19 protein-coding genes, 1 tRNA gene and 1 riboswitch are annotated in these 16,313 nt (G+C 59.6%); of the genes, 6 read left to right on the forward strand and 14 right to left on the reverse strand.

Translation table 11 applies throughout. The annotated features are described in order from the left end of the window. Window positions 1-47: 47 nt before the first annotated feature. The 3 genes from pth to AC2FEE_RS13790 all read left to right on the forward strand — a co-directional run bounded on the left by pth (window position 48) and on the right by AC2FEE_RS13790 (window position 2,357). A complete protein-coding gene (pth, locus tag AC2FEE_RS13780) occupies window positions 48-728 on the forward strand; it encodes an aminoacyl-tRNA hydrolase (protein ID WP_496865896.1) in 681 nt (226 codons plus the stop codon). 81 nt (window positions 729-809) lie between these two features. Then, window positions 810-1,973: a serine hydrolase domain-containing protein gene (locus AC2FEE_RS13785; RefSeq protein WP_496865897.1), complete on the forward strand. Its 1,164-nt coding sequence runs from the start codon at window positions 810-812 to the stop codon at window positions 1,971-1,973. Between the two features lie 9 nt (window positions 1,974-1,982). Further along, the gene (locus AC2FEE_RS13790) at window positions 1,983-2,357 is read left to right on the forward strand and encodes a DUF2237 family protein (RefSeq protein ID WP_496865898.1); all 375 of its coding nucleotides are present in this window, start codon (window positions 1,983-1,985) and stop codon (window positions 2,355-2,357) included. Between the two features lie 42 nt (window positions 2,358-2,399). Here the strand turns inward: AC2FEE_RS13790 and AC2FEE_RS13795 are convergent, their stop codons facing one another. The 8 genes from AC2FEE_RS13795 to rpsA all read right to left on the reverse strand — a co-directional run bounded on the left by AC2FEE_RS13795 (window position 2,400) and on the right by rpsA (window position 9,326). After that, entirely contained in the window at window positions 2,400-3,545 is a 1,146-nt protein-coding gene (locus AC2FEE_RS13795) for a slipin family protein (protein WP_496865899.1), read from the reverse strand. A 399-nt stretch (window positions 3,546-3,944) separates the two neighbouring features. Beyond that, window positions 3,945-4,019: transfer RNA gene (locus tag AC2FEE_RS13800), tRNA-Cys, on the reverse strand. Between the two features lie 366 nt (window positions 4,020-4,385). Further along, window positions 4,386-5,633 carry a tryptophan synthase subunit beta gene (trpB, locus tag AC2FEE_RS13805; protein WP_496865900.1) on the reverse strand — a complete coding sequence of 416 codons (1,248 nt, stop codon included), beginning with the start codon at window positions 5,631-5,633 and terminating at the stop codon, window positions 4,386-4,388. 67 nt (window positions 5,634-5,700) lie between these two features. After that, window positions 5,701-6,036 carry a hypothetical protein gene (locus tag AC2FEE_RS13810; RefSeq protein WP_496865901.1) on the reverse strand — a complete coding sequence of 112 codons (336 nt, stop codon included), beginning with the start codon at window positions 6,034-6,036 and terminating at the stop codon, window positions 5,701-5,703. 47 nt (window positions 6,037-6,083) lie between these two features. Then, entirely contained in the window at window positions 6,084-6,728 is a 645-nt protein-coding gene (locus AC2FEE_RS13815; protein WP_496865902.1) for a phosphoribosylanthranilate isomerase, read from the reverse strand. A gap of 9 nt (window positions 6,729-6,737) precedes the next feature. Continuing rightward, entirely contained in the window at window positions 6,738-7,088 is a 351-nt protein-coding gene (locus AC2FEE_RS13820) for a lipopolysaccharide assembly protein LapA domain-containing protein (protein WP_496865973.1), read from the reverse strand. Window positions 7,089-7,094: 6 nt separating this feature from the next. Beyond that, the gene (gene ihfB, locus AC2FEE_RS13825) at window positions 7,095-7,379 is read right to left on the reverse strand and encodes an integration host factor subunit beta (RefSeq protein WP_037310872.1); all 285 of its coding nucleotides are present in this window, start codon (window positions 7,377-7,379) and stop codon (window positions 7,095-7,097) included. Window positions 7,380-7,649: 270 nt separating this feature from the next. Then, entirely contained in the window at window positions 7,650-9,326 is a 1,677-nt protein-coding gene (gene rpsA, locus AC2FEE_RS13830) for a 30S ribosomal protein S1 (protein ID WP_496865903.1), read from the reverse strand. 353 nt (window positions 9,327-9,679) lie between these two features. Here rpsA and AC2FEE_RS13835 point away from each other — a divergent pair, with 353 nt between their 5' ends. Beyond that, on the forward strand, window positions 9,680-10,087 hold the full coding sequence (locus AC2FEE_RS13835; protein WP_496865904.1) for a hypothetical protein: 408 nt from the start codon (window positions 9,680-9,682) through the stop codon (window positions 10,085-10,087). Here AC2FEE_RS13835 and AC2FEE_RS13840 read toward each other — a convergent pair. Beyond that, window positions 10,084-10,599, reverse strand: coding sequence for a hypothetical protein (locus AC2FEE_RS13840; protein ID WP_496865905.1), 516 nt, complete (start codon window positions 10,597-10,599; stop codon window positions 10,084-10,086). The genes AC2FEE_RS13835 and AC2FEE_RS13840 overlap by 4 nt on opposite strands. 218 nt (window positions 10,600-10,817) lie before the next feature. Between AC2FEE_RS13840 and AC2FEE_RS13845 the strand changes: the two genes are divergently transcribed. Further along, window positions 10,818-11,297, forward strand: coding sequence for a YHS domain-containing (seleno)protein (locus AC2FEE_RS13845; protein WP_496865906.1), 480 nt, complete (start codon window positions 10,818-10,820; stop codon window positions 11,295-11,297). Between the two features lie 18 nt (window positions 11,298-11,315). Here the strand turns inward: AC2FEE_RS13845 and AC2FEE_RS13850 are convergent, their stop codons facing one another. From AC2FEE_RS13850 to AC2FEE_RS13860, 3 genes are read right to left on the reverse strand one after another with little or no spacing between them, the layout of a single operon-like run. Further along, window positions 11,316-11,933, reverse strand: coding sequence for a (d)CMP kinase (locus AC2FEE_RS13850; RefSeq protein WP_496865907.1), 618 nt, complete (start codon window positions 11,931-11,933; stop codon window positions 11,316-11,318). Next, window positions 11,930-13,276, reverse strand: a complete 1,347-nt coding sequence (gene aroA / locus AC2FEE_RS13855) for a 3-phosphoshikimate 1-carboxyvinyltransferase (protein ID WP_496865908.1) — start codon at window positions 13,274-13,276, stop codon at window positions 11,930-11,932. The genes AC2FEE_RS13850 and aroA overlap by 4 nt, the downstream gene beginning before the upstream one ends. A 36-nt stretch (window positions 13,277-13,312) precedes the next feature. After that, window positions 13,313-13,435: a hypothetical protein gene (locus AC2FEE_RS13860; RefSeq protein ID WP_496865909.1), complete on the reverse strand. Its 123-nt coding sequence runs from the start codon at window positions 13,433-13,435 to the stop codon at window positions 13,313-13,315. A gap of 24 nt (window positions 13,436-13,459) precedes the next feature. Here AC2FEE_RS13860 and AC2FEE_RS13865 point away from each other — a divergent pair, with 24 nt between their 5' ends. Further along, window positions 13,460-14,269, forward strand: coding sequence for a hypothetical protein (locus AC2FEE_RS13865; RefSeq protein ID WP_496865910.1), 810 nt, complete (start codon window positions 13,460-13,462; stop codon window positions 14,267-14,269). Window positions 14,270-14,272: 3 nt separating this feature from the next. Here the strand turns inward: AC2FEE_RS13865 and trmB are convergent, their stop codons facing one another. Together trmB and metK are read right to left on the reverse strand one after the other, a co-directional pair. Beyond that, window positions 14,273-14,980 (reverse strand): tRNA (guanine(46)-N(7))-methyltransferase TrmB, encoded by a 708-nt coding sequence (trmB, locus tag AC2FEE_RS13870; RefSeq protein WP_496865911.1) that lies wholly within the window; start codon window positions 14,978-14,980, stop codon window positions 14,273-14,275. Window positions 14,981-15,072: 92 nt separating this feature from the next. Beyond that, the gene (metK, locus tag AC2FEE_RS13875; protein WP_496865912.1) at window positions 15,073-16,254 is read right to left on the reverse strand and encodes a methionine adenosyltransferase; all 1,182 of its coding nucleotides are present in this window, start codon (window positions 16,252-16,254) and stop codon (window positions 15,073-15,075) included. A 5-nt stretch (window positions 16,255-16,259) separates the two neighbouring features. Beyond that, a riboswitch (SAM-SAH riboswitch) is annotated at window positions 16,260-16,308 on the reverse strand. Between the last annotated feature and the right edge of the window lie 5 nt (window positions 16,309-16,313).

Here is a 16,313-nt window from a genome sequence, read left to right on the forward strand (position 1 = left end):
GTGGCATTCCGTGCCATCAACCACGTGCATCGCACAAGGACGAGACTATGAAACTGTTTGTCGGATTGGGGAACCCGGGATCGAAATACGCCCGCAACCGGCACAATATCGGCTTTATGGCCGTGGACCGGATCGCTGAAGATCACGGCTTTGGCCCGTGGAAGTCAAAATTTCAGGCGGAGATCGCCGAGGGGCGTTTGGGCCGCGAAAAAGTGCTGCTTGTCAAACCGCAGACATTCATGAACCGTTCAGGCCAGTCCGTGGGCGAAGCGATGCGGTTCTACAAGCTGGATTCAACCGATGTGACTATCTTTCATGATGAGCTGGACCTTGCCCCTGGCAAGGTACGCGTCAAGGCGGGCGGCGGACATGCCGGGCATAACGGGCTGCGCTCGATCCACGACCATATCAGCCCCGCCTATGACCGGGTAAGGTTGGGGATCGGGCATCCGGGGCGGAAAGAGCTGGTCTCTCCCTATGTCCTGAGCGATTTTGCCAAGGCCGATGCCGACTGGCTGGACGACGTGCTGCGCGGCGTGTCGGACGGTGCTGGATATCTGGCCGACGGGGAAAGCGGCAAGTTCATGAACGCTGTTGCCCTGCGCACTGCCCCTCCGCGGTCGTCGAAATCCCCAGCCGAAGCGGCGAAACCCGCCGCCACACCTACGCCGGAACCCGATGTCGATGAACGCTCGGCCATGCAAAAGCTGCTGGACAAGTTCAAGTAAGGCCGCTGACTTGCCGTAACGTCCCAATTGCGGAACCGCATCGGGCCGGTTCCAATGTGACAGGGATAGGAGAGGCGATAGATGAAAGCTCTGTTCAAGTGGATACTGCGTGTCCTGCTGATGTTGGTGCTGGCCGCAGTTGTTGTCGGGTTCTGGAAGCGCGAAGAGATTCAACGGCTGATGGCCGTGAATTCCTTGTTTTCCGAAGAAAAGATCGTCCACAATTTCTCTCAAATGGATGAGGCTTTCCTGACGGTCGACCTGCCACGCGGCGATGGCCCAACCTGGGAGCTGCCCTACGGCCCCGGCTTTGACCTGCCCGACGGCACCGACCAATGGATCGAGGATCGCGCCGTGACCTCTCTACTGGTGATGCAGGACGGTCAGATCCGGTTCGAAGAATATTACCTGGGCACCGCACCCGAGGATCGGCGGATTTCATGGTCGGTTGCCAAGAGCTACCTTTCGGCCCTGTTCGGCGTCCTGCTGGCCGAAGGTGCCATCGAGTCGCTGGACGACCCTGTCGTGAAATATGCACCCAAGCTGGCCGGCACTGCCTATGACGGCGCGACGATCCGGAATGTGCTGAACATGGCCAGCGGCGTCACCTTCAACGAGGATTATTTCGACCGCAATTCTGATATCAACCGAATGGGCCGCGTGGTGGCCTTGGGAGGAGAGTTGGACGATTTCGCGGCTTCGCTTCAGGACACCTTCGCCACCCCGGGCGAGACGTGGCAATACGTTTCCATCGACACCCATGTCATCGGCATGGTGATCCGAGGTGCCACCGGGCGCAGCGTTGCCGAGTTGCTGACCAAAAAGATCATTCAGCCACTGGGGCTGGAACATGATGGCTACTATGTGACCGACGGCGCCGGGGTTGCCTTTGTGCTGGGTGGTCTGAACTTCACCACCCGCGATTTCGCCCGCTTTGGCCAGATGATCCTGCAGAACGGAGAGCTTGATGGCCAGCAGTTGGTGCCCGCAGACTGGATTGCAGAATCCGTCCTGCCCAGCGCACCGACCGAGGCGGGAGAGATCGGGTACGGCTATCAGTGGTGGATTCCCCTTGGCGCGCATGAAGGGGAATTCCTCGCTCGTGGCGTTTATGGTCAGTACATTTATTTCGACCAGCCGCGTGGGGTGCTGATCGTGACAACCGGCGCGGATCGAAAATTCCGCAACGACGGCGTGAACGAAGAAAACATAGAAATGTTCCGCAGCATCGCCCAAAGCCTGTAAGGTGGGGCCATGCAAAAACAGGACAGTATCAACGTTTTGGGCGGCGTGCTCGCCCCGTGTTCCCGTGATCCGCTGACCGGGTTCTTTCGCGACGGGGCCTGCAACACCTGCCCCGAGGATCAGGGCAACCATACGGTTTGTGCGGTGATGACGGCCGAGTTTCTGGCTTTTTCCAAGTATGTCGGAAATGATCTGAGCACTCCACGACCCGAATTCAACTTTCCTGGCCTGAACCCCGGCGACCGCTGGTGCCTGTGCGCCGGGCGCTTTCTGCAGGCCCATGACGAAGGCTGCGCCCCAAAGGTGCATCTAGAGGCCACACACCAGCGCGCGCTGGACGTAGTGCCACTCCGCCTGCTGACCGAGCACGCGGCTGTGGAATAGACAGACCGGCCCGGGATAGCCCGGACCGGCCCTTATTCGGGATCACTCCCGCAGTTTGACAAGGTCGGACATCAGACCTTCGGTCCCGTTATGGACCGTCAGCCGCTCGACCTTCCCGGCAATGGTTTCCAGAGCTTCCAGCTCTTTCAACCGCAACATCACCGGGTTTTCCGCCATCACCTTTGCGGTGTTCAGCAGGGACCGCGTGGCGTTGGTTTCTTCCCGCCGCCGGATGACGTTGGCCTCGGCCTGCTTTTCAGCGGCGACCACGGCGGTCAGAATCTCCCGCATCTCCCCGGGCAGGATGACGTCTTTCAACGCGATCTCACCCACTTCGATACCGATCCCGGCCATCTGTGTCCGCACCCGATCCGCGGCCTCGGTGTCCACAGTCACTTTCTCGGCCAGCAGCCGGTCCAGTGTCATCGCCCCCAAGGTTTTCCGGAACGCCAGTTGCAACGCCCGGTGCAGGGCCTGATCGAAGTCCTTGACCGCCCCGACCGCCGTAACCGGATCAACGACCCGGTAATCAGCGCTGAGGTTGACCCGGATGGTTACCCGGTCCTTGGTCAGTATCTCCTGCCCTGTCACCTCATGGGTCCGTTGCCGCAGGTCTAACTGCTTGACCTCGACGTTCCGGCCCACTTTCCAGAAGGCATGCGCCCCGGGTTTGAGCTGATCCACCAGTACCCCGTCAACCGTCAGCAGCCCGGTATGCCCTTCGGCAACCTCAACCTGCGTCAGGTTCAGCCGCAGCCCGGCCCGAACCAGCCGCTGCGCCGTCGCTTTGGGCACAACCATGGTGTCGGTCAACGCGTGATGCTCAATCTTCCACGGCCCTGCGGCCTTCCATACAAGCACCCGCGCTTCGGGGTTCAGCACCCGAACAGGCACCCCATCCCGCAGCAGAACCAGAACTTCGTCAGGTTCGGCCCGGAACTCGGTCAGATGCTTGGCGGCCAGCTCGGGCCGGTTCTGCATCAGCGCCCTCTCATAGGGCGACACGAAAAAGAGCTTTTCCAGATCGTGCAGCTCGGTCAGCACATCCTTGCGTGGCAACCGGTGTTTCCCCGGGCCAAGGATGGCATCGAACACCCCGTTGCGCAGAACCAGCATCCGCTGGGTCTCGGTCAGGGTCAGCCGCCGGTGTCCAGTCAGCCGGTCAATCAGATCTTGGAACAGTGTCATATCATTTCTCCTTTTCGTCTCGCTCTATCGTCGTCGCAAACGCGAACTCCTTTTCATGTTTTCAGCGGGTTGCACCCCGAGCGGGTGACAGGTGTGAAGCCTTCGGATGAAGGCGGGAGAGATCCGGGCATCCTCCGCGCCATGCCCCTGCGCGGGAGGGTCAGAGAGAGGGGCGCGGGACCGATGCGCCGCCGAGTCCACCTGGACCAAGCGGGGCACCGATCCGGCGACACCTTCATCTGCCCTCCGGCCCAAGACCAGAGCAGCGAAGACCCCTGCCCCGCCCGGCCAAAGCCTGACGTTGCGTGGTGCCACCCCTGCTAGGGAACACCCGGACCCATATGATTTGGACCGCTTTCACGGGCCGGCGTGGAAGGCCGGTGCTGACTTAACAGCTTTGTCAAATGACGGGATTCGAACCCGTTACACATCGATTTGCGGTCGATTGCTCTTACCAGAATGAGCTACATTTGGAGCTTTGGAAGGAATTGAACCTTCGCCTACAGATGGGAAACCTGCCGCTCTATCCTACTGAGCTACAAAGCATGTACCAATCCCCGGTTTCGGCCCTGGCATACGGTTTCGGCAGCGCCGTCCGCACCGAGAGAGTGATCACCTCTGCCCGCTAGGGTCCGGCCCGTCGTGACCGGTAAAGGCGGGTTTAGGCGAAGGGCCTGGATTCGCTCAATATTTTTTGCGTCCCCAAAATGCACCTGTGGCGAACGCGCAACAAAATTACCCGGTTGCGCAATATTCGAAAAGGCGCGCAACCAAAAACAAAGCGGCGCACCCGTTTCAGGCGCGCCGCTCTTGTCGAAAATTTCAAATTTTACCGCTTGGTCAGTCGGCGCTGCGGCCTTCGGTATCTGACATGTCAAAGTTCAGGTATTTGGCCACGGTCTGCACGTCCTTGTCACCCCGCCCACACATGTTCATGCAGATCAGGTGATCCTCGGGTAGTTCGGGTGCGATTTTCATCACATGGGCCAGCGCGTGGCAGGGTTCCAACGCCGGGATGATGCCTTCAGTCGCGCAGCATAGCTGGAACGCCTCAAGCGCTTCTTTATCGGTAATCGAAACATAGTTGGCGCGGCCGATGTCGTGCAGCCACGAATGCTCGGGCCCGATGCCCGGATAATCCAGCCCGGCCGAGATCGAATACCCTTCCAGAATCTGCCCGTCGTCATCCTGCAGCAGATAAGTGCGGTTTCCGTGCAATACGCCCGGACGACCACCGGTCAGTGAGGCGCAATGCTCCATCTTTTCGTTCACGCCCTTGCCACCCGCCTCAACGCCGATGATGTTGACCTCTTTGTCATCAAGGAACGGATAGAACAGACCCATTGCGTTCGACCCACCACCAATAGCAGCAATGAGCGTATCGGGCAGACGGCCTTCGGCCTTCATCATCTGCTCTTTTGCTTCCTTGCCGATGATTGACTGGAAATCGCGCACCATCGCCGGATAGGGGTGCGGCCCCGCCACGGTGCCGATGCAATAGAAGGTGTCACGCACATTGGTCACCCAGTCACGCAGCGCGTCATTCATCGCGTCCTTCAGCGTGCCACGACCAGAGGTCACCGGAATCACCTCGGCCCCCAACAGGCGCATACGGAACACGTTCGGGGCCTGACGCTGCACGTCATGCGCGCCCATATAGACCACGCATTTGAGACCGAATTTGGCGCAGACGGTGGCGGTGGCCACGCCGTGCTGCCCTGCCCCGGTTTCGGCGATAATCCGGGTCTTGCCCATGCGGCGTGCCAGAATGATCTGGCCCAGCACGTTGTTGATCTTATGCGCGCCTGTGTGGTTCAGCTCATCGCGTTTCAGGTAAATCTTCGCACCGCCCAGATGCTCGGTCAGGCGTTCCGCGTAATACAGCGGCGAGGGGCGACCCACATAGTTCGCCCACAGATCGTCCATCTCGGCCCAGAAGGTGGGATCATCCTTGGCCTTCTCATATTCCTCTTCCAGCGACAGGATCAGGGGCATCAGCGTTTCACTGACGAACCGCCCGCCGAAAATGCCGAAACGGCCCTGTTCGTCGGGGCCGGACATGAAGGAATTGAAAAGATCGTTGGCCATGGGTGTCTCCATCGTCGTGCCCATTGTTCATAGGAGGTGGCGGCGGGATTTGCCATGGCAAAACGTACTATTCCGCCGCTTCAAGGCGCTGCGCCCAGACTTGCAGCGCCTGCTCTCTACTGGGCACTGCAATGCAATGGAAGTGGTGAAACTCACTCACATCTGCCAATCGTACAGCGGCCTGCACCACGCGTCGGTGCGGACCGGAGTGGGCAAAGGTCAGCATCGCCTCGGCATCGTGCCAGACACTGAGCGAGAAATAGATCCCCTGATACGGGAAGACGTCCACTTTCAGGCACAGCGGATCACCGCGCGCCTGTAGCAACGCCTGACGTGCACGCCAGAAGAACTCCGGCCCGTAGTACCACCGTTTCAATGAAACTCCGCCAATTGATGCCAGCATTGCTGCACCCTCCCCTATCGGAGATACGCAGGCAACGGGCGATCAGATCACCGGGTGGCGTCGATAAAGGCACGGATGAGGGTTGCGTCCTTCACGCCGGGCGTGCTTTCCACGCCCGAAGAGACATCGACCTGCCGCGCGCCAGTCATGAGCATGGCCTCGGCGACGTTATCAGGCGTCAGCCCACCGGCCAGCATCCACGGACACCGCCAGTACTTGCGCCCGGCCAGCAGGCGCCAATCAAAGGCCAGCCCGTTGCCGCCCGGCAACTCGGCGTTACGCGGCGGCTTGGCATCGATCAGAAGTTGGTCCGCGACCTCGGAGTACCGGTCGATTGCCGCAAGGTCCTCGGCTTCGGCCACGCCGATGGCTTTCATGACAGGCAGACCAAATCGCTGGCGTACCTCTGCAACGCGAATCGGGCTTTCCTTACCGTGCAGTTGCAACATGTCCAGCGGAACGCTGGCTATAATCCGGTCCAAATCCTCATCCGACGCGTTCACGGTCAGCGCGACCTTGGCCACGCCAGCAGGCACCAGATGCGCCAACTCGGCTGCGGTCTCAATGTCCAGATGCCGCGGCGATTTGGGGAAGAACACGAACCCGACATAGCGCGCGCCAGCCTCGGCTGCCACGCGCACGTGATCGGGGGCGGTCAGACCACAGATTTTGACACTTGCGTCTTGGGGCATTGGTTTGCCTCAGCTGGCCTCGTCCAGCAGGGCCAGAACTTCATCCTGACCTTCGTTCTGCTTTTTCTTGAGCTTTTTGACCTCACGCTCAAGCTTGCGCACTTCGTTTTGCTTCACCGACGCATCCCGGCGGTGCTTGTGCTCACGCAGCCATTCCCACAAGAAGCCGATGATCAGGCCCGCAACCACACCACCCAGCACCACCACAAACAGCGGCAGCGACGTGCTGAAGTTAAAGCCCACAATCTCAGCAAACGGTTCCGGCATCAGTGACAGTTCAACCGTTTCGCGATTGGCCAGCGAGACGGAAATAAGAACGATCCCGAGGATCGCCAGAAAAGCATATCGAAGGTAGCGCATCATGGCTTAGGCTTTACCGTTCAATCGGTCCCTAAGCAACTTGCCAGTTTTAAAAAACGGCACACATTTTTCTTCGACCTGAACGGTCTCGCCGGTGCGGGGGTTGCGGCCCACCCGCGCGTCGCGTTGTTTCACCGAAAAGGCGCCAAACCCACGCAGTTCCACACGGTCACCGCGCGCCATGGCATCCGTCACTTCTTCGAACACGGTATTCACGATCCGCTCGACGTCGCGTTGATAAAGATGCGGGTTCTCGTCGGCAATTTTCTGAATCAGTTCTGAACGGATCATGAGCGCTACCCTCCCAGGCGACCGGTTAACCATCTCTATTGTTCTGAACAGTATAGGAAAAAAGTCGGATCGGGGGAACGTAACTCTTTGTGCAAAGCCTTCATTTTGCTGCTAAACCGCGCGATTTTTCGCTTGTTCACGCGATTTCCGCGCTTAAAGCGCGAACGACACCCGGAATAAGCCCGGAATTTGGAACATATTGATTCGCAACAAAAACGGCCCCGCGCGGTTACGCGGGGCCGTAAATTCGGCTAAAGCTGATGCCTTGGCTTAGTCGCCGGACTTCAGCGCTGCACCCAGGATGTCGCCCAGCGATGCGCCCGAGTCGGAAGAACCGTACTGTTCCACGGCCTCTTTCTCTTCCGCAATCTCGCGTGCCTTGATCGACAGGCCAAGACGGCGGGTCTTGCTGTCAACGTTTGTGACGCGAACGTCGACCTTGTTACCGACCGAGAAACGCTCGGGGCGCTGTTCGGCACGGTCACGCGACAGGTCAGAGCGGCGGATGAAGGACTTCATGCCTTCGTATTCCACTTCGATGCCGCCATCTTCGATCGCGGTAACTTCGACGGTGATGACCGAGCCACGCTTCACGCCACCCACGGCTTCGGCGAACTTGTCACCGCCCAGGGCTTTGATCGACAGCGAGATACGTTCTTTCTCGACGTCAACTTCCGAGACAACGGCCGAAACCATGTCGCCTTTGCGGTAGTTCTGGATGGCATCCTCGCCACGCTCGTCCCACGACAGGTCCGACAGGTGAACCATGCCGTCGATGTCGCCTTCGAGGCCGATGAACAGACCGAATTCGGTGATGTTCTTGACTTCGCCTTCGACCTGCGTGCCCTCGGGGTGCGTTTCTGCAAACACTTCCCACGGATTGCGCTGAGTCTGTTTCAGGCCCAGAGACACGCGACGCTTGGCGCCGTCGATTTCCAGAACCATGACGTCGACTTCCTGGCTGGTCGAAACGATCTTGCCGGGATGGACGTTTTTCTTGGTCCAGGACATCTCGGACACGTGAACCAGACCTTCGACACCGGCTTCCAACTCGACGAACGCGCCGTAGTCGGTGATGTTGGTGACGCGACCCTGATGGACCGAGCCCAGCGGGTACTTGGCAGCAACCAGATCCCACGGATCTTCCTGCAGCTGCTTCATGCCCAGGCTGATGCGGTGGGTCTCTTTGTTGATCTTGATGACCTGAACCTTGATGGTTTCGCCGATCGTCAGGATCTCGGACGGGTGGTTCACACGGCGCCATGCCATGTCGGTGACGTGCAGCAGGCCGTCAACGCCGCCCAGGTCAACGAATGCACCATATTCGGTGATGTTCTTGACAACACCCTCGACGGTCTGACCTTCGGACAGGTTGCCGATAACTTCGGCACGCTGTTCGGCACGCGATTCTTCCAGGATTGCGCGGCGCGACACAACGATGTTGCCACGGCGGCGGTCCATTTTCAGAATCTGGAACGGCTGCTTCAGACCCATCAGCGGGCCAGCGTCACGCACGGGGCGCACATCAACCTGCGAGCCGGGCAGGAACGCAACTGCGCCACCCAGATCGACGGTGAAGCCACCTTTGACGCGACCGAAGATTGCACCTTCGACGCGCTGGTCGTCTGCATATGCTTTTTCCAGACGGTCCCATGCCTCTTCACGGCGGGCCATCTCGCGCGAGATGACGGCTTCGCCACGGGCGTTTTCTGCGGCGCGCAGGTATACTTCGACCTCGTCGCCAACAGCTATTTCAGGGGCTTCGCCGGGATTTGCGAATTCTTTCAGATCAACGCGGCCTTCCATTTTGTAGCCGACGTCGATGATGGCTTGGCCGGCTTCGATCGCCAGAACCTTGCCTTTGACAACAGAACCCTCTTCGGGCGTGTCCATTTCGAAGCTTTCATTTAGGAGGGCTTCGAATTCCTCCATGGATGCGTTAGCCATGTGGCGTTGTTTTCCTTTACAGTACGTTTTTGCTGGCCGAGCGGTTGTCTCCGCCGGTCTTGTTTCATGGTGCCTTGAGGCGTAACCCGGGGCGCATCTGACTACACAAACACAAAGGGCCGAGGTAACCCGGCCCTGCTCAGATACGTCATCCGGACGTTAGCCGCCCTTGTTAAGACGGGTGCTCTATAGCGGGTTGGCTCCGGTCTCGCAAGTCGAAAGCATTTAACGCGAAGAACCGGGTCAACATCGCCTGCCTCACAATCGGTTGATAGCAGCCTTGCCCGGTTGCGCGCCCTGCATCACCCCGGCACCAATGGTCTGGCAGAAACACAGACCGGATTTGTCAGATCATGGAAGAGTTCAACCTCATAGTTGCACATCAACCCCAGTGGGTTCAGATATGGATGAACATTCTGAGCTTTGGCGCCTTCCTGTTGCCGATCTCACTATTGATTTGGCGGCAGACACGCCTGACAGCGATTATCACGGTCCTGTGCAGTGTGCTGGCGGCGGTCGGCGTACTGCTGATCTTCAACCAGCTTGGTTATGTCCGTTTGATGGGGCTCGGCCACGCCGTGTTCTGGACACCGCTTGCCTATTACCTCTGGAAACAACAGACGCGCGAAGACATCCCCGTCACTCCCAAATGGATAATCCGTGTGGTAGTCTTGACCATCGCCATTTCGCTGGCCTTCGACTACTTGGACGTTCTGCGGTATTTGCTGGGCGATCGAACACCTGCTTCTGTTTCAGCTTAGATTTCTTCACCTTTCTTAAGCAATTCCTCGATCAGGTCCCGCTGAAGGTTGCCGCTGTCCCCTCCGCCGAACTGCTGCGCGCCGCCGGAATAAAGCGAGCCATAGGTCTTGGCGATGTTGACCGTCTGCGCCAGCCCCGAGATCAGCTGGTCCTTTTCAAGTGGTGACAGCGGATGAATGAATGCCGCCCACAGCATCCCGTTGGCAATCGCATAGCGCGCGTCGAGGGCGCTGTCGAAATTGGCCTGCATCATGCGGTGCATGTCCTCGGTGGTCAGGCCCTCGGCGCTGCGGATCGGGATCATCGCGCGCATCCGGTCGGCATTGCTGTCGGTGATGATCAGAACCGGAACGTCCGATACGGTCAGTTGGAACCCCGGCCCGCGCGGCTGTGCCTCGGGGTCGAGCGCGAAGATGATCTTGCCCAGGCGTTCGTAGTCCATCGGTGGCTCGGCTTCCTGAGCAGCCAGGCTCCCGGCCAGAAAAATCAGAGTTAGGGCTAGTCGGATCATCGCATCTCTCCTGCAGGCTATGCCCCAACCATAGGGGTCGGCTGGCGGGCTGACCAAACAAAGCTTGGTGAAGGGCTTATCCCGACCCACCGCAGGTTTGAACGATCTGCAAGATCTGGCGGGCTTGCTGCGATAGCCCGTTCAGAACCGCCCCTCTACCTATGTTTCAGCGGTTGGCCACCCGGCTGATCCAAACCTGAACAGGAAAGGAAACACCAATGAAGTCTCTGGTTCTGACAACCCTCATCGCAACCCTGCCCCTGATCGCTGCCCCAGCCTTTGCGGCGGATGAAATCAACGTCTCGAACGGAATTTCGGCTGCGGGCGCTCCGCTGGCGGCGCATGGTGTCGATCTGGTCGCACTGGTCAATGATGGCAATCCGGTCGACGGTTTCGCCACCCATTCGGCCACCTATGATGGCGCGTCCTACTACTTCACTTCAGCCGAAAATCTGGCAGCGTTCGAGGCCAATCCCACCGCCTACCTGCCGCAGCACGGCGGGTTCTGTTCGTTCGGCGTTTCGGTGGGCAAGAAGTTTGACGGCGATCCGGATCAATATCTGGTCTCGGATGGCAAGCTGTACCTATTCCTGAACGCCGAAACCCGCGCGGCCTTCCTCAAGGACGTGACAGCCACGGCAAAAACCGCTGACAATCAGTGGGCGAATATCAAAAGCATCGCCGTCGGTGAATTGTAATCCCGAAAGCCTGCGGCGTTACGGTGTCGCGGGCTTTTTCTGTTCGATGACCGCCGCTGCCCGAGCCAGCGCCGCGTCGATACTCATGTCGGACGTGTCCAGCAGAATGGCATCGTCGGCAGGTTTCATCGGCGCGGTGCTGCGTTCGGCATCCCGCGCATCGCGTTCGCGCACATCAGCCAGCACCTGTTCGCGAGTGACATCCGAACCTTTGGCGCTTAGCTCCAGAAAACGCCGCTCGGCCCGGACCTCGGCGCTGGCGGTGACGAACAGCTTTACCTCGGCCTCGGGGCAGATCACCGTCCCGATATCGCGCCCGTCCAGCACGCTCCCCCCGGCACGACGCGCAAAAGCACGCTGGAAGTCCACCAGTGCAGCGCGAACCTCGGGGATCACAGCCACTTTCGACGCCGCCTGTGCAATCTCAACCGTGCGCAGATCACCCTGTTCCAGTTCCTCAGCCGTAAGCTCCTGCGCGGCCTCGACAGGATCAGTGCCGTCCAGAGTGCGACGCCCAACCGCACGGTAAAGCAACCCGGTATCCAGATGCGCGAAACCGAAATGTGCCGCGACCCCTTTCGAGATCGTGCCCTTGCCCGCCGCCGCAGGACCATCAATGGCGACCGTAAAGCTCATGTTCGTTCGACCGTGGCACCCAGGGATGCCATCAAAGGCTCGAATATCGGGAACGAGGTCGCAATCGGGCCGCCGTCATCGACCGAGACCGGGGTCTTCGCGCCCATGCCCATCACCATGAACGACATGGCGATGCGGTGGTCCAGAAAGCTCTCGCAAGTGCCACCGCCGGGGACATTGCCGATGCCCACCCCTTCGACCGACCACCATTCCTCGCCCTCGTCAACGGTCACGCCGTTGGCACGCAGACCACGGGCCATGGCGTCGATCCGATCGCTTTCCTTGACGCGCAGTTCTTTCACACCGCCCATCATCGTGGTGCCGGTCGCATTTGCGGCCACAACGGACAGAACCGGGTATTCGTCGATCATCGAGGCCGCACGTTCCGGTGGTACGTTGATACCCTTCATGTTGGGCGAGTACTTGGCGCGCAGATCGGCGACAGGTTCACCGCCCTCTTCGCGTTCGTTCTCATAGGTCAGATCGGCCCCCATCTCGCGCAGAGTGGTGAACAGGCCCGCGCGAGTCGGGTTCAAGCCAATGCCGGGCACCAACACATCCGAACCGGGCGTGATCAGCGCCGCACAGACCGGGAAGGCCGCACTGGACGGGTCGCGCGGCACGGCGATGACCTGCGGTTTTAGCTCGGGGCGGCCGGTCAGAGTGATCACCCGCCCCTCATCGGTATCCTCGACGGTGATTTCGGCGCCAAACCCTGCCAGCATCCGCTCCGAATGGTCACGGGTGGCCTCCTTCTCAACCACCACGGTCTTACCGGGCGCGTTCAGGCCAGCCAGCAGCACGGCGGATTTCACTTGCGCCGACGGTACTGGGACTTCGTAGCGGACCGGCACGGGTTCCGCCGCACCCACGATCGTCATCGGCAGACGCCCACCGGCACGGCCAATCGACTGCGTACCAAACAGCGCCAACGGATCGGTGACCCGCGCCATCGGGCGTTTGTTGAGGCTCGCATCGCCGGTAAAGGTCGCGGTGATGGGCGAGGTCGCCATTGCCCCCATTATAAGTCGCACTCCGGTGCCCGAGTTGCCGCAGTCGATCACCTGATCCGGCTCGGCAAAACCACCGACGCCGACACCATGCACGGTCCATTCACCACCACCGTAGTCCGTCACCTCGGCCCCAAAGGCGCGCATCGCCTTGGCGGTGTCCAGAACATCCTCGCCCTCAAGCAGGCCCGAGATTTTGGTTTCACCCACCGCCATCGCGCCAAGGATCAGCGATCGGTGCGAGATCGACTTGTCGCCGGGCACCTCTGCCGTGCCGGTCAGCGGGCCGCAGGGATGCGAGGTCATCGGGATTGGCGTGCCGTGTCCGGACATGGGGGCTCCTGTTTTCGCTATCAGTGCTCAAGCCGATTAGCGAATTGGGGCCGCTTGGTCCAGCCGCAATACGACCGCCAAAGGGTGCGAGGTTTGGGCGATCAGGGATTTCTGGGCTACAATGGTCAAACTCAGGACGAGTTCATTTTTGTTGCTCATAAATCAATGTCCGAGGTTTTTTCCATGTCACAGCTTCAATCCATGCTTTCCAACGGAACGGACAAGTTCTTTCAGCCCAAAGATCCACTAAAAACAGACAGCGTTCTGCAGATGCGCCTGGCCTTTCTGGTCGGCCTCGTAGCCTTTGGTCTGCCGATCATTCTTGCCAGCGGCGCAGTGTTTGGTGGCAGCTGTTTTCGTGACAGCATCAGCCATTTTTACTATGCCCAATTCCTTGGGACTATATTCGTCGGGTTTTTGGTTTTTATCGGCGGTTTCCTAATCGCCTATACCGGAGACCACTGGCTTGAGGACCTTGGATCATTCATCGCCGGAATAGGTGCTGGTTTTGTTGCGATTTTCCCAACAAGCGGGTCTGGCTGCGAAGAACCCGTCAGCTTTAAGTCTCGGATTTTTGCCGATGTGAATCAAACGCCGCCGCCCGTCCTGTCGGACCCCGAACCGGAAGCATTCTTCACTCTGTTTTCGGGAGCTCCGCACTTACATTCCTGGGCTGCGGGCATCCTGTTTGTCTATCTTGGCCTTTATTGCCTTTTGGTTTTACGCCGCGTGGTTCCGGAGCGTCACTTAAGACACGGGCAAATGATCCAGACGAAAAAGCGACGCAATACTCTGTATTCGTTGTGCGGCATCACGATCCTCTTGTGTGTTCTGACTCTGGGTATCGTCGCCTTTTCCGGTGAAGGCGCCCAGACGGGATGGAAATCCCATAACCTGACTTTTTTTGTAGAGACCATCGCGCTTTGGGCATTCGGGCTGGCTTGGTTTGCCAAAGGTCGCGCCTTCCCAAGCCTGCGCGATCCCGCGCCGTAGCGGTCAGGTTTTGCGGAACGTAAGGTAATGCGGTGTGCGGCCTTCACGCAGGGCTTTCTGCTCATAGCGGGTGGAAATCCAGTCCTCCCACGGTTCGCGCCAGTCTGCGGGGCGTTCAGCCAGCCACTCAAACCCTGCGCGAGGAACTTCCTCCAGTGTCTGGCGCACATAATCAGGGATGTCAGTTGCCACGCGGAAGATTGACCCCGGCTTCAGCACGCGGGCCAGCGGTTCCAGATGTTCAGGCGTGACAAAACGGCGGCGGTGGTGGCGTGTTTTGGGCCAGGGGTCGGGGTACAGCAAAAAGGCACGCGAGACGCTGGCTTCGGGTAGCACGTCGAACAGATCGCGTGCATCGCCGGGGTGCACTGCGAGGTTTTCCACGCCGGCCTGACGAATTTTGCCCAGCAGCATGGCGACGCCGTTGATATAGGGCTCGGCCCCGATGATCCCAATATCGGGGTTGCTGGCGGCCTGATGTACCAGATGCTCACCGCCGCCGAAACCGACCTCAAGCCAAACCCCCTTGCCGCCGAACAGCGCCTGCAGGTCCAGCGGATGGCGTTCGGGGTTGGTCTCCCAGTCCACTGCGCCGGGGGACAGGGCGTCGAGGTCTTCGTTCAGATACGTCTTTTGGCTGGGCTTCAGGGTCTTTCCCTTGAAGCGGCCATAGAAGTTTCTGCGGGGGCGTTGTGGTGTCTGGGTGCTCATGGCGGTGCCCATACTGCGCGGGTCGTCACGTTGCAACCCCGGCGCCGAATCGAAAAGCGCGCCTTCATCGGCGCGCTTTGTGTTGCATTGGATCAGACTGCTGTTTTCAGCGCGTCGACCAAGTCAGTGCGTTCCCAGCTGAATCCGCCATCCGCATCGGGTTCACGCCCGAAGTGGCCATAAGCGGCCGTGCGCTGGTAGATAGGCTTGTTCAGTTTCAGGTGCTCGCGAATACCGCGCGGGGTCAGATCCATCACCTGCCCGACGGCCGTTTCGATCAGAGCGTCCGCAATCTCTCCGGTGCCGTGCGTATCGGCGTAGATCGACAGAGGTTTGGACACACCAATCGCATAGCTCAGCTGAATCGTGCAGCGTTCCGCCATGCCCGCAGCAACCACGTTCTTGGCCAGATAGCGCGCGGCATAAGCGGCCGAGCGATCCACCTTGGTCGGGTCTTTCCCCGAGAACGCACCACCACCGTGAGGCGCGGCACCGCCGTAGGTGTCGACGATGATCTTGCGCCCGGTCAAACCCGCGTCACCATCCGGGCCGCCGATCACGAATTTACCGGTCGGGTTCACGTGCCATTCGGTTTCTGCGGTCAGCCAGCCTGCGGGCAGGGATTCGGTGATATAGGGTTCGACGATGGCGCGGATGTCGTCCGAGCTCAGCGCCTCATCCAGGTGCTGGGTCGACAGCACGATTGAACTGACGCCGACCGGCTTGCCATCGCGGTACACAACCGACAGCTGCGATTTCGCGTCCGGGCCCAGTGCGGGCTCAGTGCCGTTCTTACGCACTTCGGCCAGACGACGCAGAATCGCGTGCGAGTACTGGATCGGTGCCGGCATCAGCGCTGGAGTTTCGGTCGTAGCGTAACCGAACATGATGCCCTGATCGCCAGCCCCCTCATCCTTGTTATCCGAGGCGTCCACGCCCTGGGCAATATGGGCGGACTGTTCGTGCAGCAGGTTTGTCACCTCGACGGTTTCGTGGTGAAACTTGTCCTGCTCGTAGCCTATATCCTTGACACAGGCGCGCGCGATCTCGTCGATGCGGCCCATATAGTCGTGAAGCTTTTCCTGATCAGACAGGCCTACTTCGCCACCAATCACCACTCGGTCGGTCGTGGCAAAGGTTTCGCACGCCACGCGCGCTTCAGGTTCTTCGTTTAGAAATGCGTCAAGGACGGCATCGGAAATCCGGTCACAAACCTTATCCGGGTGCCCTTCGGATACAGACTCCGAAGTAAATGTGTAGTTCTGTCGGGACATGAAAGTGCTCCATTGAGATTTCCCCATCACGCCAGGAAGCCGTTGTGACGGGCCAGCGA

The organism is Ruegeria sp. YTSC199, assembly GCF_059609725.1.